The 18,696-nt window shown below is 69.3% G+C and carries 20 protein-coding genes; 11 read left to right on the forward strand and 9 right to left on the reverse strand.

From position 1 onward, the window contains the following. Positions 1-68: 68 nt before the first annotated feature. The 3 genes from AC1DGW_RS15090 to AC1DGW_RS15100 form a co-directional block, all read right to left on the reverse strand. Positions 69-899 carry a thiol:disulfide interchange protein DsbA/DsbL gene (locus tag AC1DGW_RS15090; RefSeq protein ID WP_478024543.1) on the reverse strand — a complete coding sequence of 277 codons (831 nt, stop codon included), beginning with the start codon at positions 897-899 and terminating at the stop codon, positions 69-71. A gap of 119 nt (positions 900-1,018) precedes the next feature. After that, the gene (locus AC1DGW_RS15095) at positions 1,019-1,666 is read right to left on the reverse strand and encodes a thiol:disulfide interchange protein DsbA/DsbL (protein ID WP_478024547.1); all 648 of its coding nucleotides are present in this window, start codon (positions 1,664-1,666) and stop codon (positions 1,019-1,021) included. A gap of 89 nt (positions 1,667-1,755) precedes the next feature. Beyond that, complete coding sequence (locus AC1DGW_RS15100; RefSeq protein WP_478024549.1) at positions 1,756-2,541, reverse strand: c-type cytochrome; 786 nt, start codon at positions 2,539-2,541, stop codon at positions 1,756-1,758. 126 nt (positions 2,542-2,667) lie between these two features. Between AC1DGW_RS15100 and yihA the strand changes: the two genes are divergently transcribed. After that, on the forward strand, positions 2,668-3,294 hold the full coding sequence (yihA, locus tag AC1DGW_RS15105) for a ribosome biogenesis GTP-binding protein YihA/YsxC (protein WP_478024551.1): 627 nt from the start codon (positions 2,668-2,670) through the stop codon (positions 3,292-3,294). Positions 3,295-3,742: 448 nt separating this feature from the next. Here yihA and AC1DGW_RS15110 read toward each other — a convergent pair whose 3' ends face one another. Further along, a complete protein-coding gene (locus AC1DGW_RS15110; RefSeq protein WP_478024553.1) occupies positions 3,743-4,447 on the reverse strand; it encodes a VIT1/CCC1 transporter family protein in 705 nt (234 codons plus the stop codon). A 343-nt stretch (positions 4,448-4,790) separates the two neighbouring features. Between AC1DGW_RS15110 and AC1DGW_RS15115 the strand changes: the two genes are divergently transcribed. The 9 genes from AC1DGW_RS15115 (at position 4,791) to AC1DGW_RS15155 (ending at position 12,858) form a co-directional block, all read left to right on the forward strand. Next, positions 4,791-6,155, forward strand: a complete 1,365-nt coding sequence (locus AC1DGW_RS15115; protein ID WP_478024555.1) for a glutamate--cysteine ligase — start codon at positions 4,791-4,793, stop codon at positions 6,153-6,155. Between the two features lie 53 nt (positions 6,156-6,208). After that, a complete protein-coding gene (locus AC1DGW_RS15120; protein WP_478024557.1) occupies positions 6,209-6,844 on the forward strand; it encodes a glutathione S-transferase family protein in 636 nt (211 codons plus the stop codon). A 152-nt stretch (positions 6,845-6,996) separates the two neighbouring features. Continuing rightward, complete coding sequence (locus AC1DGW_RS15125) at positions 6,997-7,239, forward strand: hypothetical protein (protein WP_478024561.1); 243 nt, start codon at positions 6,997-6,999, stop codon at positions 7,237-7,239. 248 nt (positions 7,240-7,487) lie between these two features. After that, on the forward strand, positions 7,488-8,276 hold the full coding sequence (locus AC1DGW_RS15130) for a DUF3011 domain-containing protein (RefSeq protein ID WP_478024565.1): 789 nt from the start codon (positions 7,488-7,490) through the stop codon (positions 8,274-8,276). Positions 8,277-8,604: 328 nt separating this feature from the next. Continuing rightward, a complete protein-coding gene (frmR, locus tag AC1DGW_RS15135; RefSeq protein WP_055772201.1) occupies positions 8,605-8,880 on the forward strand; it encodes a formaldehyde-responsive transcriptional repressor FrmR in 276 nt (91 codons plus the stop codon). A gap of 157 nt (positions 8,881-9,037) precedes the next feature. After that, positions 9,038-10,147, forward strand: a complete 1,110-nt coding sequence (locus AC1DGW_RS15140) for an S-(hydroxymethyl)glutathione dehydrogenase/class III alcohol dehydrogenase (protein ID WP_478024569.1) — start codon at positions 9,038-9,040, stop codon at positions 10,145-10,147. A 10-nt stretch (positions 10,148-10,157) separates the two neighbouring features. Then, positions 10,158-10,469 (forward strand): DUF3658 domain-containing protein, encoded by a 312-nt coding sequence (locus AC1DGW_RS15145; RefSeq protein WP_478024573.1) that lies wholly within the window; start codon positions 10,158-10,160, stop codon positions 10,467-10,469. Positions 10,470-10,471: 2 nt separating this feature from the next. Then, positions 10,472-11,302, forward strand: a complete 831-nt coding sequence (gene fghA / locus AC1DGW_RS15150) for an S-formylglutathione hydrolase (RefSeq protein ID WP_478024739.1) — start codon at positions 10,472-10,474, stop codon at positions 11,300-11,302. A gap of 101 nt (positions 11,303-11,403) precedes the next feature. Beyond that, a complete protein-coding gene (locus AC1DGW_RS15155) occupies positions 11,404-12,858 on the forward strand; it encodes a GGDEF domain-containing protein (protein WP_478024577.1) in 1,455 nt (484 codons plus the stop codon). Between the two features lie 82 nt (positions 12,859-12,940). On the opposite strand, the gene AC1DGW_RS15160 is transcribed toward AC1DGW_RS15155, so the two are convergent. The 5 genes from AC1DGW_RS15160 to AC1DGW_RS15180 form a co-directional block, all read right to left on the reverse strand. Next, positions 12,941-13,618 carry a Dph6-related ATP pyrophosphatase gene (locus AC1DGW_RS15160; protein ID WP_478024579.1) on the reverse strand — a complete coding sequence of 226 codons (678 nt, stop codon included), beginning with the start codon at positions 13,616-13,618 and terminating at the stop codon, positions 12,941-12,943. Between the two features lie 3 nt (positions 13,619-13,621). Continuing rightward, entirely contained in the window at positions 13,622-13,960 is a 339-nt protein-coding gene (locus AC1DGW_RS15165) for a hypothetical protein (protein ID WP_478024582.1), read from the reverse strand. 69 nt (positions 13,961-14,029) lie between these two features. Beyond that, positions 14,030-14,974 carry a DegV family protein gene (locus tag AC1DGW_RS15170; protein WP_478024584.1) on the reverse strand — a complete coding sequence of 315 codons (945 nt, stop codon included), beginning with the start codon at positions 14,972-14,974 and terminating at the stop codon, positions 14,030-14,032. 129 nt (positions 14,975-15,103) lie between these two features. Next, on the reverse strand, positions 15,104-16,375 hold the full coding sequence (locus AC1DGW_RS15175) for an amidohydrolase family protein (RefSeq protein WP_478024586.1): 1,272 nt from the start codon (positions 16,373-16,375) through the stop codon (positions 15,104-15,106). Next, complete coding sequence (locus tag AC1DGW_RS15180; RefSeq protein WP_478024588.1) at positions 16,372-17,781, reverse strand: amidohydrolase; 1,410 nt, start codon at positions 17,779-17,781, stop codon at positions 16,372-16,374. The genes AC1DGW_RS15175 and AC1DGW_RS15180 overlap by 4 nt, the downstream gene beginning before the upstream one ends. A gap of 237 nt (positions 17,782-18,018) precedes the next feature. Here AC1DGW_RS15180 and AC1DGW_RS15185 point away from each other — a divergent pair, with 237 nt between their 5' ends. Further along, complete coding sequence (locus tag AC1DGW_RS15185; RefSeq protein WP_478024591.1) at positions 18,019-18,558, forward strand: DUF924 family protein; 540 nt, start codon at positions 18,019-18,021, stop codon at positions 18,556-18,558. The last annotated feature ends 138 nt before the right edge of the window (positions 18,559-18,696 follow it).

Here is an 18,696-nt window from a genome sequence, read left to right on the forward strand (position 1 = left end):
GCAGGGTATGGGTGGGGGATTTCACGGCGGTGGAACAAGGGCCTCGCGGCGACGAGGCCCTTCATACCTTACTTGGCGTTGGCGGCGCGTTCGCGCGCGATCAGGTGGTCGGCGATGCGCAGCATGTCCTCGTAGCTCTTGCCCTTGACCAGGTACTTGCCGGCGACGATCAGCGACGGCGTGCCGGTGATCTTGCTGCGCTGGGCGAACTGCTTGGCGCGGTTGGTCTTGGCCACCACCGAGAAGCTGCCCATGGTGTCGGCGAAGGTCTTCGGGTTGACACCATACTTGGCGTAGAAGTTGGCGATGTCCTCGACCGAGTCACGGCCCAGCTCGCCCTTGAGCGAATGCTCGATGTGGATGGCCGAGTACAGCGCGTCGTGGGTCTTCTCCTGCACGCCCAGCGCCTCGGCGGCATAGAAGGCGCGGCCGTAGTCGTCCCACATGCTGCCGAACATGGCCGGCACGTAGACGAAGCTGACGTCCGACGGCAGGCCGGCCTTCCACGGTCCGATCAGCGGCTGGAAGCGGGCGCAGGCCGGGCAGACATAGCCGAAGACCTCGGCCACTTCGATCTTGCCGGTCGCCGGCTGGATCGGCTGGCCGCCTTCGATGACGACATAGTCCGTGCCGGCGACCGGCTCGGGGCCGACCAGGCGGGCCTGCGCCGGCACTGGCGTCTTGTCCGTGGCCGGTTCGGCGGAGGCTTCCTCGCCAGCGGGCGCCGGCGCGGCGGTGGTGCCTTCGGCTTCGGCAGCCGGGGCGGGCGCGGTTTCGGCGGCGCTGGCGGCCGGTTGTCCGGCGGCCGGCGCGACGGCGTCGGCGGAGCCGTCCTGCGCCTTGCAGGCGACCATCAGCGGAAGCAGGGCCGTCAGGGCCAGTACGAAGCGGATCTTCATCGGTGGATCTCCAGCAGGGATTCGTCGGGTCGTCAGGCCGCCAGCGGCGTCCGCGGGGCGCATGATGACATTATCTGTGGCAGCGGCTGAACCGGTTCGCGGAACGCTCCGGTACCGGTTCAGCGGCGCCGGGCGGCGGCGCGCTCGCGGTCCACCAGGGCGCTGGCGATGCGCAGCTGGTCCTCGAAGCTGCGGCCCCTGACCAGGTATTTGCCGTTGACGATCAGTGCCGGCGTGCCTGGAACCTTGACGCGCATGGCGAAGGCGCGCGCGGCCTTCACCTTTTCCTCGACCTGGTCGCTGCGCAGCGCATCGATGTAGCGCTGCGGCTGCACCCCGTAGGCGGCGTAGAAGGTAGCCAGTTCCTGCGGCGACACGTTCTGCATGGGCAGGCTGCGCTGTTCGTGCAGGGCCTTGAACACGTCGGCGTGGCTGCGCCTGAGCACACCGGTCTGCTCGGCGGCATAGAAGGCGCGGGCGTAGGCGTCCCAATGGCCGCCGAAGGCGGCCGGCACCGCGGTGAAGCGCACGCCGGCCGGCAGCCTGGCGACCCAGGCTTCCAGTAGCGGCTCGAAATGGGCGCAGTGGATGCAGGGGTAGCCGAACACCTCGACCACCTCGATCTTCCCCGCCAGCGGCGCGAACGGACCGGGCTCGGCGATCACCTCATAGTCCTGGCCCTCCACGGGTGCGGCGCTGTCGGCGGCGCAGGCCGCCAGCGGCAGCAGGGCTAGCAGCAGGAGGAACAGTCGCGGGAAATGTTTCATCGGGAGTCTCCAGCTGAAAAAGAGACGCCGACCGCAGGGGTCGGCGTATCCGGGAACAAGGTCCTTCGTCGCCTTGGCGACCGGCACCGTCAGGGTTGTGAGGGCGCCGAGGCCACGGCCACGTCGTCGGCCCGTGCATGCAGGCCCTGCACGTAGCTGGACAGTGCCTGGATTTCCTGCTCGGTCAGCTTGCCTGCCACCTGCGCCATGATCCGGAACTGCGACGGATCGGTTTCATTGGTCTGGCCGGCCTGGTAGTGCTGCAGGCGCTGGGCGACATAGCCGGCATGCTGGCCGCCGATGTGCGGGTAGGCCGGGCCGGGGTTGCCGGCGCCGCTCGGGCCATGGCAGGCCATGCAGGCCGGGATCTCGCGGCTGGCGTCGCCGCTGCGGTACAGCTTCTGGCCGATCTCGTAGAACTTCATGCCGGCGTACGGGCCGTCGGCGATGGCCATGTCGTCGGCGACGCCGGCACCGGCCTTCTGGCGGGCGAAGAAGGCGCCGATGTCGCGCATGTCCTGTGCAGTCATGCCCTGCACGAACGGCAGCATGGCGGCGACCGCGCCTTCGGTGCGCTGGCCGCCGGCGATCAGCGCCAGCTGGCGGGCGATGTAGCGCTCGCTCTGGCCGGCCAGCCGCGGATACATCTCCACGGCGGAATTGCCGTCGGCGCCATGGCAGGCGGCGCAGGCCTGCGCCTTGCCTTCGCCGGCTTCGGCGTCGCCGGGCATGGTCTTGCTGAGGTCGATCTCCAGCGGCGCGGTCTGCACCGGCGCATTGTCGGGCACGGGCGTGACCGAACTCTGCGCGAAAGCGACGACGGCAATCAGCGGAATGGCAAGGGCGGAAACGGCTAAGACACGAGCGTGGCGCATGCAGAAGCTCCGTGTGGAACGGGCCGGGCGGGTCCGCGCCGGCATCAACCGGATTATCCACGCCGTTTCATGGCAGGGTCAACGCACGGAGCGGCAGGGGAGGCCGCTCCGTGCGATCCTATGCCCATGTCACAGCTCCTAGAACGCGCCCGCTACCTGCTTTCCGCCCACAATGCCCGGCAATTGCCGCTGGACGAGGGCGCCGAAGTGGCGTTCGCCGGTCGCTCCAATGCCGGCAAGTCCAGCGCGCTCAACGCGCTGACCCGCCAGAATGCGCTGGCCCGTGTCTCCAAGACCCCGGGCCGCACTCAGCAACTGGTGTTCTTCCAGGTCACCCCCGACGCCCACCTCGTCGACCTGCCCGGCTACGGCTACGCCAAGGTCCCGCAGGAACTGCAGGCGCACTGGCAGGCCTTCATCGACAACTATTTCCGCACCCGCGACGCGCTCAAGGGGCTGGTGGTGGTGATGGACATCCGCCACCCGCTCAAGGACTACGACCGGCAGATGCTGGCCTACGCGGTGCAGCGCGGCCTGCCGGCGCACGCGCTGCTGACCAAGGCCGACAAGCTCGGCCGCGGGCAGCAGATGCAGACCCTGCAGAAGGTGCGCAAGGAACTGGCTGACACGTTCGGCGACTCGGTGAGCGTGCAGACGTTCTCCGGCGAGTCGAAGCAGGGCGTGGACGAGGCCCGCGCGGTGATCGGCGGCTGGCTGGGCCTGAACCCGCCGGCGGACGGTACCCAGGCGTAAGTCGCCACTCTCTCCCGTATGCGGGAGGCTACCGGATGGGAAAGCGCGCGCGGGCAACGGTGCGCGGGTCCGGTTGTCGCTGATCCGCGCGGAGGCACGACACGCGTTTCCGTGTGTGGCACCAGTGTGTCAGTGGCGGTACTCGCCTGGCACCCAGGCCGACGCTTCTGGTTGTGACGGTGCGGTGACGCCGTCGGGCATGGCATTGCCTGCGACGAAATGTCGCAGGCGTTCGATCGCGGTGTGGGGAGCTACGGCGTGCATGCCAGCGGAAACGGCGATTGCGGTGCGTCCGCTTCGCTGGCCGGCGTAGCCGGCAGGCTGCGTCAGCCCTGAGACAGCCATGTGGCCGTGATCGGACGACACACCCTGCTCGCGGCGCCTTGGCAGCCGGCCAGCCAGGCCAGTTGTGCGGACAGGGATGCGGTGGCCGCCGGCACGGGCGCCATCAGCCGGCGAGGTGGGTGTCGAACAGGGTGCCGATGGCCGCCGCCGCCGCCATCGCCAGCGCGCCCCAGAACATCACCCGCAGTGCGCCGCGCAGGCGCGGCGCGCCGCCGGCATGGGCGGCCATCGCGCCGGTGATGCAGAGCCCGACCAGGGTGGAGACGGTGGTGATCTGCGCCACGTGCGCGTGCGGGGCGAGCAGTGCGGTCAGTACCGGCAAGGTCGCGCCGACGACGAACGCGCCCGCCGAGGCCAACGCCGCCTGCAGCGGCCGGGCGCGCAGTTCCTCGGTGATGCCCAGCTCGTCGCGCGCATGCGCGGCGAGCGCATCGTGGGCGGTGAGCTGCACGGCCACCTGGTGCGCGAGCTCGGGGGACAGGCCGCGGCGCCGGTAGATGCCTGCCAGCTCCTCCAGCTCGGTATGCGGGTCTTCGTGCAGCTCGCGGCGTTCGAGCGCCAGGTCGGCATGCTCGGTATCGGCCTGCGACTGCACGGAGACGTATTCGCCGGCGGCCATCGACATGGCGCCAGCGACCGTGCCGGCCACGCCGGTGGCCAGTACGGTCGAGGCCGGCGCGCCGCTCGCGGCGATGCCGACCACCAGCCCGGCGACGGAGACGATGCCATCGTTGGCGCCGAGCACGGCCGCGCGCAGCCAGCCGACGCGCTCGGAGCGATGGGTTTCCTTGTGCGGGGAGCGTTTCATGCCCGCCAGTGTAGGGCGGCGCGTCCGCTGCATACGGAATGACTCGCAGCCGCGGCTGCGAATGCCGGTCAAGTCGCCGCCGGTGGGATGCTGAAAACCGTCACCGCGACATGCCGGCAATGGGCGCCGCGATATAGTGCGCGCTCGGAAGCTGTTCGCGATCCATCGCGGGCGAGGGCCGGTGGTCCGTGGCGGAGCCGAGCAAGCGCAGCGTACGTGGATACGCGCATTGCCGGCCCTGGACGGGGTGCGGGGACGAGCGCGACGGACCGCGGGCCGGTTCTTGTGATGCCGGGGGCAGGCCCCCATTTCCCCGCCCAGCCAGACCACTGCGAGCCAGCCCTTGTCGAGCCCCAGCCACGTTGCCGATACGCCCATTACCGACCGCTCGCAGCTGGTGGAGGTGCTCGCTTCCGGCGAGAAGCCGCGCCCGCAGTGGCGCATCGGTACCGAGCACGAGAAGTTCGGATTCCGCCTGGACGACCTGCGCCCGCCGACGTTCGAAGGCGAGCGCGGCATCGAGGCGCTGCTGACCGGGCTGACCCGTTTCGGCTGGGAGCCGGTGCAGGAGAATGGCAACACCATCGCACTGCTGCGCGACAGCGCTTCGGTGACGCTGGAGCCGGCCGGCCAGTTGGAACTGTCCGGCGCGGCGCTGGAAAGCATCCACCAGACCTGCGTGGAAACCGGTACCCACCTCAACGAAGTGGCGCAGGTGGCAGGCGAACTGCAGCTCGGCTTTCTCGGCATGGGCTTCCAGCCGAAGTGGACGCGCGCGGACATGCCGTGGATGCCCAAGGGCCGCTACCGCATCATGCGCGAGTACATGCCCAAGGTCGGCTCGCTCGGCCTGGACATGATGACCCGCACCAGCACGGTCCAGGTCAATCTCGATTACGCCAGCGAAGCGGACATGGTGAAGAAGTTCCGCGTGTCGCTGGCGCTGCAGCCCATCGCCACCGCGCTGTTCGCCGATTCGCCGTTCACCGAAGGCAGGCCGAACGGCTACCTCAGCTACCGCTCGCACATCTGGACCGATACCGACGCCGACCGCACCGGCATGCTCGACTTCGTGTTCGAGGATGGTTTCGGCTATGAGCGCTATGTCGACTACCTGCTCGATGTGCCGATGTACTTCTCCTACCGCGACGGCATCTACCACGATGCCAGCGGCAAGTCGTTCCGTCGGTTCATGCGTGGCGAACTGGACGTGCTGCCGGGCGCGCTGCCGACGCTGCGCGACTGGTCCGACCACATGACCACCGCCTTCCCGGAAGTGCGGCTGAAGAAATATCTGGAGATGCGCGGCGCCGACAGCGGCCCGTGGAGCCGCATCTGCGCGCTGCCGGCGTTCTGGGTGGGCCTGCTGTACGACGATGCGGCGCTGGATGCGGCCTGGGACCTGGTCAAGGATTTCAGCCTGGCCGAGCGCCATGCGCTGCGCGACGGCGTGCCGAAGCACGCGATGAACCTGCCGTTCCGCGGCGGTAGCGTGCGCGACCTTGCGCGGCGCGCGCTGGAGATCTCGCGCGAAGGCCTGCGCCGCCGCGCTGCGCTCAACCATGATGGCCAGGACGAGACCCGCTTCCTCGACGTGCTGCAGGAGATCGCCGATTCCGGCAGGACCGCCGCCGAGCGCAAGCTGGACCTTTTCCACGGCGCATGGCACGGCAGCGTCGATCCGGTGTTCGGCGAGTTCGCCTACTGATCCCGCGTCCACCGCGTTGCTAGACTGCCGGCTCCTTTCCTGGAGGCAGGCGCATGGGCAATACGGCGGATGAGATCGTCTTCTATACCCACCCGCAATCGCGCGGCCGCATCGTGCGCTGGATGCTGGAGGAAACCGGGCAGCCGTACCGCACCGAGGTGTTGGGCTACGGCGAGAGCATGAAGTCGCCGGCGTACCTGGCCATCAATCCGATGGGCAAAGTGCCGGCCATCGTCCATCGCGGCGTGGCGGTCACCGAGGCCGCGGCGATCTGCAGCTACCTGGCCGATGCGTTCCCGCAGGCCGGGCTGGCGCCGGCGCTGGATGATCCGCTGCGCGGCAGCTATTTCCGCTGGCTGTTCTTCGCCGCAGGGCCGGTCGAGGCCGCGGCCAGCGCCAAGGCGTTCGGCCTGCTGGCGCCGCCGGAGAAGGCGGGCATGGTGGGCTACGGCAGTTTCGAGCAGATGGTGGACGTGCTGGAAAAGGCCGTTGCCGGTGCCGCGCCGTGGCTGCTGGGCGAACGCTTCAGCGCCGCCGACGTCTACCTGGGCAGCCAGGTGCTGTGGGGCATGATGTTCAAGACCCTGCCCGAGCGCCCGGCGTTCGCCGAGTACGGTGCCCGCCTGCGTGCCCGCCCGGCATGGCAACGCGCCAGCGCGCTGGACGACGCGCTCGTTCCGCAGCAGTGAACAGCGTCGGCCGCTGTCGCGTCGTGGCTTGACCCCGGTCAGGGCGGACAGCGGCGCAGGCACGCAGTATCCGGTGTGCGGGCACGGTGCCCGCCGCCGGGACGGCCGCGGGGCGGGTCACCGGTTGCGTGCTTCGCCCCGGGAGTATGTCGATGACGCAATTCAGGATTTCCCTGTCCGGCACGGCGCCGGACCTGCAGGTGCTGGAAGACGCGCTGCAGGACGCCGACCCTTCCGCCCTGCTGGATATCGAGCCGCTCAGCCGGGTGCTGCGCATCTCCACCCTGCTGGACGAGTACAGCCTGCTGGCGGCGCTGGGCCGCGGCGGATTGCCGATCTCCGCCGCGCAGCTGGAGCGCGTGCCGTCCGAATGCTGCGGTGGTTGCGGCGGCTGAGCCGCCACGACGCGATGGACTGACGGGAGGCCGGTGCGTGGGCGCCACGCGTGCCGGTCTCCCGTCCTGCGCGGCCGGAACCGGCGGTCCGGTCGTGCCGGAGGGAAGGGGCCATCGGGCACCCTCGGCGCGATCTTGCATCGCCCGGAACAGAACGGATGCGCGAGCTGCTGAGGCGTGATGCTTCCCATGCAGAGGGGCATGCATCGGCTGGCGTAAGATCCAGCGACCCAACCCCGGAGCCTCCCGTGAAGACGTCGTCCCTGCTCGCCGCGGCCGCCTTGCTCGCGCTGCCTTTCGCCTTCCAGGCGAAGGCCGCCATCCCGATGTTCAACGGCACCTGCCCCGGCGGACTGGAGGTGCATGCCGACGATGGCGGGCCGGTCTATGTCAACGGAAAGGAAACCCGGCTCAAGCGCTTCAGCGACGATTACGTCGAGGCGCACGACCCGGCCAGCGGCGTGACCCTGTCGATCACGACGTCCGCCGATGGCGGCGTGCAGATGTCCTATACCGGACAGGGCGGCGCCAATGGCGTCTGTTCGCTCGGCCGCCACGACGCGCGCGGCGGATCGCACGCGGCGCCCACGGACCTGGCCAGGGAGGTGACCTGCGAATCGCAGGGCAACAACCTGGCCGAGTGCGACATGGACACGCGCGGCAATGTCGAGGTCGTGCGCCAGCTGAGCCGCACCGAATGCGTGGAAGGCAGGAACTGGGGACTGTCGCGCACGTCCGTCTGGGTCAAGGACGGATGCCGCGCGGTGTTCCGCAACGTCCCGGGAGACGCCGGGCATCATGCCGGGCACGGCCAGCACCACGGCTACGCGGCTCCCGCAGCCAGCGGCATCGGGGCCGAACTGCTGGGCGCCTGCAACATGCGCGCGGGCGCGTCCGGCGCCCTGGTCACGCGCGTGCCGGTGAATGACGACGTCACCGAACTGATCGTCGATTATCCGGACGGCCGCTACCTGTGCATGGCGCGCAACGATGGCCTGGTCCAGTCCCTTACCCGGCTGAAGCGACAGCCGAAGTGACGGATTGAGCAACGAGGGCGTGCCACCCGGGGGGGGGGGGCGCGGTCGTACGGCCCTCCGGTCGTGCCCGGCACGGGATGCCCGCGTGCGTTTTCATGGCGCATTGCCCGGGTGAGAGTGCTTCCACGCCGTTCCGGTGATGTGGTCCCCGATCGAGGGTGTGGTCGCCGCCATCGCATGGCAGCGGCAGCGGGGGACGCCTGCTCGTCGAGCCTCCATCCGCCATCGGGCCGGGCCCTGCCGGGCGTGGCGGCTCATGCGTCGGCGCGGCTGGATGGGGGATGGTTTTCCAATATACTATCCCCCAGTACAGGATAGGAGCGGGCGCATGCCGCATTCCCCCGAGGAAAAGAAGAAGGTGCTGGCGCGGGTGCGGCGCATCCGCGGCCAATGCGATGCGCTGGAGCGCGCGCTGGAGGCCGGCGCCGACTGCGGGCCGGTGCTGCAGCAGATCGCGGCCATCCGCGGCGCCGTCAACGGGTTGATGTCCGAAGTGATGGAAGCACACCTGCGCGAGGAATTCGGCCAGCCGGCGCAGTCGGCCGCACAACGCGCCGCGCGCGTGGCCGAGATGTCCGGCCTGATCCGCTCCTACCTGAAGTAGGAGCGGATCAGGCCGCGAAGGGCTTTCGCGCGGATATCCCCATGGCTGCCGGCATGGGAACGGAATGCGAAGGCCCGCCGCGACGGAAGCCGCTCCCGCAAAAACACCGGTGCATGCGGATGCACGCACCAACGAACAACCGCTACAGGAGAACACCATGAAATCACGTGCCGCCGTCGCCTTCGGCCCGGGCCAGCCGCTGCAGATCGTCGAGATCGACGTCGCCCCGCCCAAGGCAGGCGAAGTGCTGGTCAGGATCACCCATACCGGCGTCTGCCACACCGACGCGTTCACCCTGTCCGGCGACGATCCGGAAGGCCTGTTCCCGTGCGTGCTCGGCCATGAAGGCGCCGGCATCGTGGTGGAAGTGGGCGAGGGTGTGACCTCGGTGAAGCCGGGCGACCATGTCATCCCGCTGTATACCGCAGAGTGCGGCGAGTGCCTGTTCTGCAGGAGCGGCAAGACCAACCTGTGCACCGCCGTGCGCGCCACCCAGGGCAAGGGCGTGATGCCCGACGGTACCAGCCGCTTTTCCTACAACGGCGAGCCGATCCATCACTACATGGGCTGTTCCACGTTCTCCGAATACACCGTGGTGGCCGAGGTCTCGCTGGCCAAGGTAAACCCGGACGCCAATCCCGAGCATGTGTGCCTGCTCGGCTGTGGTGTCACCACCGGTATCGGCGCCGTGCACAACACCGCCAAGGTGGCCGAAGGCGACAGCGTGGCCGTATTCGGCCTCGGCGGCATCGGCCTGGCGGTGATCCAGGGCGCACGCCAGGCCAAGGCCGGCCGCATCATCGCCATCGACACCAATCCGTACAAGTTCGAGCTGGCCAGGCAGTTTGGCGCCACCGATTGCGTCAACCCGAAGGATCATGACAAGCCGATCCAGCAGGTGATCGTTGAAATGACCGGTTGGGGCGTGGACCACAGCTTCGAGTGCATCGGCAACACCAACGTGATGCGCGCGGCGCTGGAATGCGCGCACCGTGGCTGGGGCCAGAGCGTGATCATCGGCGTGGCCGGCGCAGGGCAGGAAATCTCCACCCGCCCGTTCCAGCTGGTGACCGGCCGCAGGTGGATGGGCACCGCCTTCGGCGGCGTGAAGGGCCGCAGCCAGCTGCCGGGCATGGTCGAGGACGCGATGAAGGGCGACATCGAGCTGGCGCCGTTCGTCACCCACACCATGGAGCTGGAGCGGATCAACGAAGCCTTCGACCTGATGCATGAAGGCAAGTCGATCCGTTCGGTGGTGCATTACTGAGATGGGCAATATGTTGAACAACGATGCATTGGCCGCCGCGCTGGCCGGTATGGACGACAGCCAGGAAGGGCGTGAGGCCATCGAACGCCTGCAGGAACAGGACCTGGTGAAGATCGACCAGGCGATCCTGGCCTCGCTGGACCGGAGCTGGAAGAAAGCCGGTTTCGTTACCGCAGGCGTCCTGATCGCCGCACCTGACGAGTACGAGGACATTCCTGAGGCGTTCTACGCCTTGCGTATCCGTGCCCTGGCCGATGGTTCGCGCATCGAGGTGAAGGGTGACCTGGACGTGCTGAAAACCTGCGAGATCCGTCTGATATGACCATCGAACGCATTGAACACCGTGCCATGCACGGGGGCTGGCAGGACGTCTACCGGCACCGCTCCGAAGCGCTGGGCTGCGACATGACGCTGGGCGTGTACCTGCCGCCGCAGGCGGAGAGCGGGGCGAAGCTGCCGGTGCTGTACTGGCTGTCGGGCCTGACCTGCACCGAGCAGAACTTCATCACCAAGGCCGGCGCGCAGCGTTACGCCGCCGAGCACGGCATCATCCTGGTCACGCCGGATACCAGCCCGCGCGGCGATGATGTCCCCGATGCCGAAGGCTACGACCTGGGCAAGGGCGCCGGGTTCTACCTCAACGCCACGCAGCAGCCGTGGGCGTCGCACTACCGCATGTACGACTACGTCGTCAGCGAACTGCCGGCGCTGGTCGAGGCGCATTTCCCGGCCAGCGACGCGCGCGCGATCAGCGGCCATTCGATGGGCGGGCACGGTGCGCTGGTGATCGCGATGAAGAACCCGGGGCGCTACCGCAGCGTGTCGGCGTTCTCGCCGATCGTGGCGCCTTCGCAGGTGCCGTGGGGCGAGAAGGCGTTTGCCGCCTATCTCGGCCAGGACCGCGAGGCATGGCGGCAGTACGATGCCACCGCGCTGGTGGCCGGCGCGGAGGAACGTCTCCCGCTGCTGGTCGAACAGGGCGGGGCCGACGAGTTCCTGGACACCCAGCTGCGCCCGCAGCTGCTGCGCGACGCCTGCACGGCTGCCGGCCATCCCCTGCAGCTGCGCATGCGCCCAGGCTACGACCACAGTTACTACTTCATCGCCAGCTTCATCGGCGAGCACATCGCCCACCACGCCCGCGCCCTGGCCTGAGCCGGGCGGGTCCGGAGCAGGCGGAAAGCGGGCGTATCGTCGCGGTTTCCACACGCCCCCCTTTGTTATCGTCCGGCCATCGGCGCTGACAAGGGGGGCGCATGCCGGCGGTGTTGGCGGTTCTGTTCGTCCTGTGCCACGGCCTGATGCTGGCAGCGTTGCCGGCATCGGCGACCGTCCTGTCGTTCTGCTTCCTCATCACCGCGCCGCTGCTGGCCGCCGCCGCCTGCCTGTGGCAAGGGAGGAGGGGGGGCGCGGCGTCGGGCTGGCGGGCCACCGCGCTGGCCATGCTGCTGTGGGCCATCGGCATGGCGCTGAACATGGTCGATACCCTGCATGCGGGCGATGCCAGCAATACTCCGCAGACCAGCCTGCTGTTCTATGTGGCCTATGGGGTACCGCTCGTGTTCGTGCTGGCGCGCGCCCGGCGCGAACGCGGAGCGATCAGCCTGATCGACGCGCTGCTGGCGGCCCTGCTTGGCATGCTGTTCTTCCTGCACACCCGTCATCACGCCAGCGCCGGCGATGCGGGCATGGACAACCTGCGCATGATGTTCGACATCCAGAACGTCTGCATCGCGGGGTTCGCCCTGCTGCGCTGGGCCAGCACCGATCTGCCGGACCGGCGCGCGTTCTTCCGCGTGCTGGCGATCTATGCGCTGACCTATCTTGCGGCGGCCGGCTACATCAACCATGTCGCCGAATACAGCCCGTTCGGCCGGTACGCCGACCTGGTGATAGACCTGCCCTTCCTGCTGCTGGCGGTGCTGGCGCTGCGGGCGCGCGAATCCGTGCCGGCCCGCGCGCGTCCGCGCCTGCGGCATGCCGTGCAGGCGGGTGGACCCATGATCCTGCCGCTGTTGCTGCTGGTGATCGCCACCCTGGTGGTGGACCACGCGCGGCATTGGGCACTGGCCGGTTTCGTGGCGGCGATCCTGGGCTTCGGCCTGCGCAGCATGCTGCTGCAGATCGGGCTGCTGGAACGGCAGGCGGCGCTGGACGCGCTGGCGCGCCTGGACGGACTGACCGGCGTCGCCAACCGTCGCCAGTTCGATGTCGTGCTGCAGGCGGAATGGAGCCGCGCTTCCCGGCAGGAGAGTGCGCTGTCGCTGCTGCTGATCGACATCGACCACTTCAAACGGTTCAACGACACCTATGGCCATCCGGCCGGGGATCGCTGCCTGCGCGAGGTGGCGGCGACACTGCGGGCCACCGCGGTGCGTGGCGGCGATCTGGTGGCCCGCTATGGCGGCGAGGAGTTCGCGGTGGTGGCGCCGGCCACCTGCGCGGAAAGCGCGCGCGAACTGGGCGAGCGCCTGCGCGCGGCGGTACAGGCGATTCCGGCAGGCATCCTGCCGCAGGCGGTGACCATCAGCGTCGGCGTGGCCGGCATGCGGCCATCGTTGGCGCAGGCGCCAGAGACATTGCTTGCCGGTGCGGACGCCGCGCTGTACGCGGCCAAACGCGCCGGCCGCAACCGCGTGGAAATGTGGATGGAGGCCAGGCCGGGGCCGGGTGTGGCGATCAGTCCGCTGGTGCCGTCCGGCGCGGATTGACACCCGCCAGCCAACCGTGACCCCTGCGCGGTTTCTTATCTCATCCACTTCAGGGAGCGGAGAGGACAGCCAGGCGCCGTGGTCAGCGCTGTGCCGGCATGACATCCGTGTAGGCATAGCGCGCCTCGCGCAGCACCGTCTCGCCGGTGCGCAGGTCCAGCGGCGCGCGGAACATCGGCCCGGCACTGACGCAGGTATGGAATTCGCCGTTCTCGCCGCAGGCATCGATGCCGGCGGGCAGCGCGTCGAGCAGGGCGTGGTCGAAGGCGCGGCCGGCGAAGGCCGCGTCCAGCACCCGGGTATCCACGCAGCACAGCCGTGCGCGCAGGCCGGCATCGACCATCTGCCGCGCCAGTGCGGCGGTGTCATGCCCGAACAGGGGGAACAGGCAATCCCAGTCCAGTGCCGCGTACTGCCGCTGGCGCCATTGGCGGATGTCTTCCAGCAGCAGGTCGCCGAAGGCGAGCGTGCGCAGTGCCGGCCAGCGTTGGCGCGCCTCGTCCAGCGACTGCGTCATGCGCAGCAGGTAGCCGGCGTTGTCGCAGGCCTGCGGGATCCAGGCGCGCAGCAGGGGCAGGCCGGCGGCATCGGCCTGCATCCGCAGCACTTCATCGCGCACGCCCTGCATCGAAGAGCGATCGTGACCTTCGGTCAAGGTGCTCAGCAGCGCGACGACTTCGACGTCTTCGCGCTGGCGCAGGACATGCAGCGCCCAGGCGGCGTCCTTGCCGCCGCTCCAGGAGAGCAGTACGGGTATCACCGCTCAGCGCACGTCGCGCAGTTCCCAGTGGCTGCCGGCCAGCCAGCGCAGGCGCTGCTTGAGGACATCGCCAGGGATGCGGGTGATGGCGACCAGGTCGATGCGCAGGTCGGACTGCCGGCCGCTCACCATCGCTTCCGGATCGGTCACGCCCCAGTGCAGGTCGACGTCGTCGGGTTCTTCCTGGGTGGCGCGCCAGCGCTCGAACAGTACCGGCGTGCGCAGGGCTTCCTGCAGCTGCTCGGCGAAGGTATCGGCGCCGTTGGCGGTGAAGGACAGGCGCGGATCGCTGCCGCGCGCGGCGGAAGGGTCGGGCAACGAGATCGAATAGTGCACGGGCATGCAGGGGTCTCCTTGGGAGGGGGCAGTGTGGCGCGGCGGGCGTCGCGTCCGCGTACACGCCGGCGCGGATCAGCTCTCGAATTCGTGCGGGACATCGGCGAAGCCGATCGTCACGGCGCCCTTGCCGACGTTGACCATGCCGGTCAGGCTCATCACGCTTTCGAGCAGGGCCACGCCATGCGCCTCGCAGGTCTCGCGCAGGGTGGCATAGCCGGGCAGGGCGCGCAGTTCGTCCAGCGGGCCGCCGTAGCTCATGCAGACCACCGGCGTCAGCAGGCCCTGCACCACGCGCTGGCCGACGAAGCCGAACAGCCGCTGCACCGCGTTGTCGAAGCCCTTGATCTTGGCCACCGGCGCGGTCTCGCCGCGGTAGCCGTGCAGCACCGGTTTGATGTCCAGCGCGCTGCCCAGCGCGGCGGTGAACAGGCCGACGCTGCGGTCGCCCTTGTGGCGCGCGCGGGCGCGCATGTAATACAGGTCGCGGGTGATCATGTAGCCGTGCACGTTGCTGGCCAGTTCCTCCAGCCGCTCGCGCATCTGCGCCACGCCGGCGCCTGCATCGCGCAGCCGCACCGCCTCCACCGCAGTCACCGCCTGCGCGGCGAACAGGTTCTGGCTGTCGAGCACACGCAGGGCGAACGGCGAGTTGTGGCCGGCGGCCTGGCGGATCGGCCGGTACTCGTTGAGGATGGCGAAACTGGCCTGCAGCGCGTTGTCGTGGATCGGGCTGCGGGTCTTGGTGATGGTCAGGCAGAACACGTGGTCGTAGTCGATCACCAGGTGCTGCAGGAACAGGTCGCGGATCTGGTTGACGCTGAAGGGAATGGTCTCGGCCTCGGCGCCGCGTTCGGCGACGTGGGTGTCGAGGAAGTTGAGCGTGGCGTCTTCCTCGCGGTGGTCGGCCAGCACCGCCTCGCCGATCCGGACGGTGATCGGCAGCAATATCAGGTTGTGTTCGCGGATGAAATCGGCCGGCAGGTCGCAGGCCGAATCCACGACGATTCCAATGCGCATGGCCGAACTTCCCCGGTGTGCTGTGTGCCTGCGGTCACACTACCCCAAAACCGCTGTCGGGGCAGTGTCGCGCCGCCCTGGCGAGAGCCGTCCCGCTCCCGGCGCCGTGGCGCCGGGAGCGGGAGGATGTCAGCGACGGTAGGCCGGCGGCGTCGCGGTGCCGTGCAGGTAGCGGTCGCGCAGTTCGGTCTGGCGCGAGCGCATCGGCACCGTGCGCCCGCCCAGCCACATCCGTTCGGCATAGTGGCCCACGTCCAGCGGGTCGCCTTCCCACAGCACCAGGTCGGCCTGCTGGCCCACCGCGATGCTGCCGATGCGGTCGGCCACGCCGAAGGCCTGCGCCGGCACCCGGGTCAGGCCGGCCAGCGCCGCGTCCCAGGGCAGGCCATTGGCCACCGCGTTGCCGGCCAGCTGGCGGATCTTGCGTGCGTTGTGCGAGGCATCGCCGTCCTGGCTGAAGGCCACGGGCACGCCGGCCGCGTGCAGCCGCGCGGCGTTCTCCAGCGTGGCGCCGATCTGGTCGAAGCTGGCAGGCAGGTTGGACAGCGCATCGACGAACACCGGCACCGCGGCTTCGGCCAGTTGCGGCGCCACGCGCCAGGCCTCGGCGCCGCCGGCAATCGCGATGCGCACCTGTTCGCGCCTGGCCCAGCGCAGCAACTGGCGGATGTCGGCAGCACGGTCCACGCGCACCACGATGCGGCCGGTGCCGGCCAGGTAGCGGGCCAGGGTGGCGCGCCCGGCCGGGGTCAGCAATGCATGTGGCGAATCGGCGGCGATGCGGCCGCGGGCCTCGGCCACCATCTGGTCGAGCAGCATCCACTGCGCGGCGCGCGAGCTGCCGGACAGCTCCGAGCCGGCCGCGCCCATGCGCACGAACAGCATGCGCGGGCCGAGCGGATCGGCGCTGCCATCCAGGCGCATGACACCGCCCTGGCCGGCGATGAAGCCGCCGCCGCTGTTGGCGCCCAGCGCGGTGAAGCCGATGCCTTCCACGCGTGCGACCGGGATCAGCACCGAATCGGGGTTGTAGGCGAGGGTGACGTCGAACTCGGGGCGTTGCGGCTGCTCTTCCAGCTTCACCGCGCTGTCCACGGTGGAGGCTTCGCCGGAGACTTCCTCCACGCCGATGTCGGTAATGCCGCCGAACAGCGCCGGGGTCAGCGGGCGGCCGCCGGCATCGACTACCTCCACGCCGGCCGGTGCGGCCAGCGCCGGGCCGATGGCGCGGATCACACCGCCCTGCACCAGCACGTCGCTGGCGTTGAGCGTGCCGTGCGCGGTGGCGGTATGCACGGTGGCGTTGCGGACCAGCAGGTCCTGCGCGCCGGCGATGCCGGGCAGGGCGGCGGTGGCGGCCAGCAGCGCCAGGCCACGCAGGATGGCGAGAGATGCGTTCATGGCAGTGCCTCCTGGCCGAGCATGAAGTCACTCAGCGGTTGTTGCCTGCGGTCGGCGCGGTCGTAGGCCTGGAAACCATCGACATAGACCTTTTCGGCCAACGCGTAGGAACTGAAGGGATTGCCGTTCCACACCACCACGTCGGCCATCTTGCCCGGCTCCAGCGTGCCGGTCTTCTCCTCGATGCCCAGCGAGCGCGCGGCGTTGGCGGTGAGCCAGCGGATGGCGTGTTCGGGCGTGATCTCGCCCATGCCGGCGCGGCGCGCGTTGGCGATGACCTTGGCCGCCTCCTGGTTGAGGCGCTGGATGCCCTCGGGCGAATCGGAGTGGACGATGGCGCAGCTGTTGGCCGGACGGTCGACCAGGGCGATGTTCTCCTGGATGCCGTCGAAGGCTTCCATCTTGAAGCCCCACCAGTCGGCCCACAGCGCGCCGCAGACGCCTTCGGCGGCCAGCCTGTCGGCCAGCTTGTAGGCCTCCACGCCGTGGTGGAAGGCGGCGACCTTGAAGCCGAACTCCTTGGCCAGGTCGAGCATGGTCGCCATCTCGTCGGCGCGGTAGCAGTGGATGTGCACGCGGATGTCGCCCTGGATGGCGCCGGCCAGCGTGTCCAGCTTGAGGTCGCGCTTGCCACCGCTGTCGCCGGAACTGTCGCCGTTGTCGCCGCCGCCGAAGCGGCGCTTGCGCTTGACCGGCGCGGCGGTGTTCTTGGCGATGTACTCGCTGGCGTCGATGAAGGCCGCGCGGTAGCCGGCGACATTGCCCATGCGCGTGGCCGGCGCGGTGCCCTTGCCGCCGTAGACGCGCTTGGGGTTCTCGCCGCAGGCCATCTTCAGGCCCCAGGGCGCGCCGGGGAACTTCATCGCCTGGTAGGTGGTGGCGGGCAGGTTCTTCAGCGTCACGCCGCGGCCGCCGACAAGATTGGCCGAACCGGGCAGCACCTGCATCGCGGTCACGCCGCCGGCCAGCGCCGCGGCGAAACCGGGATCCTGCGGCCATACCGAATGTTCGGCCCAGACGTTGGCGGTCACCGGTGCGGTCATCTCGTTGCCGTCCCCATGCGCCTGCACGCCCGGGCTGGGATACACGCCCAGGTGCGAATGCACGTCGATGATGCCCGGCGTGACCCACTTGCCGCGGCCGTCCACGCGCACGGCGTCGGCCGGTGCCTGCAGTGCGTTGCCGACCGCGACCACGCGGCCTTCGGCGAACAGCACGTCGGTGTCCTCCAGGCGGCGCCCGGTGCCGTCGAGCACGGTGGCGTGGCTGATCAGCACCGGTGCCGAAGGCACGGGGCGATAGGTGCTGGGATAGGGATCCTGCACGAAGCGCGAGGCGGCGGGAGCGGGCGCGGAATGTGCGCAGGCCAGGGCCAACCCCAGCCCGGCCAGCAGTCGATGTCGCATGGAATCTCCGTATGCGGCGTGGATGGTGCCTGAACGCTAGCCGCGGCTCCTGCGTTTGCCAAGTGCATGGATTGGCGCGGAAGCAGGCACGATCCGCGTTTCCAGCAGTGGTGCCGGCGGGCCGTACCCGCGGTGGTATCCAGATGCGCGCCGGCCGCTTAAGCTGCACCGGCGCGGGCGGGCCCGCGTGCTGCCGGCGCCGCCTTGCAGGCGGCCGAACGATCAGGAAAGGGAGTGATGGAAGCAGTACAGACAGTGGTGGAGTTCTGGCGTTCGGCGGGGCCGCGGCGGTGGTTCGCGCGCGACGACGCCTTCGACGACGAGTTCCGCCGGCGCTTCCTGGACCTGCACTGTCTTGCCGCGCGCCGCGGCTGCGAGGAGTGGCTGCACAGTGCCGATGGCGCGCTGGCGCTGCAGATCCTGCTCGACCAGTTCCCGCGCAACTGCTTCCGCGGCACCGCGCATTCCTTCGCCACCGACGGACTGGCGCGGCACTACGCCATGCGCACCATCGAGGAAGGACTGGACCGCGAACTGACGCCGCAGCTGCGCGCTTTCATCTACCTGCCATTCGAGCATTCGGAAGACCCGCAGGACCAGGAGCGCTCGGTGGCGATGTTCGAAGTGCTCGGCGACCTGGAATACCTGCGCTTCGCCGAACTGCACCGCGACATCATCCGCCGCTTCGGCCGTTTCCCGCACCGCAACGCCGTGCTGGGGCGGATTCCCACGGTGGATGAGCTGCATTTCCTGGCCGAGGGCGGTTTCGCCGGTTGAAGCTCCCGGTAGGAGCGCACTTGCAGGAGCGCACTTCAGTGCGCGACGGCGCATTACCGGTGAAGTTCCATCGCGCACTGAAGTGCGCTCCTGCAGGGGGCCAGATGATGTGCTGGTGGTCGAAACGAAAACACCGGC

This window comes from Stenotrophomonas sp. 05N423 (assembly GCF_056397145.1).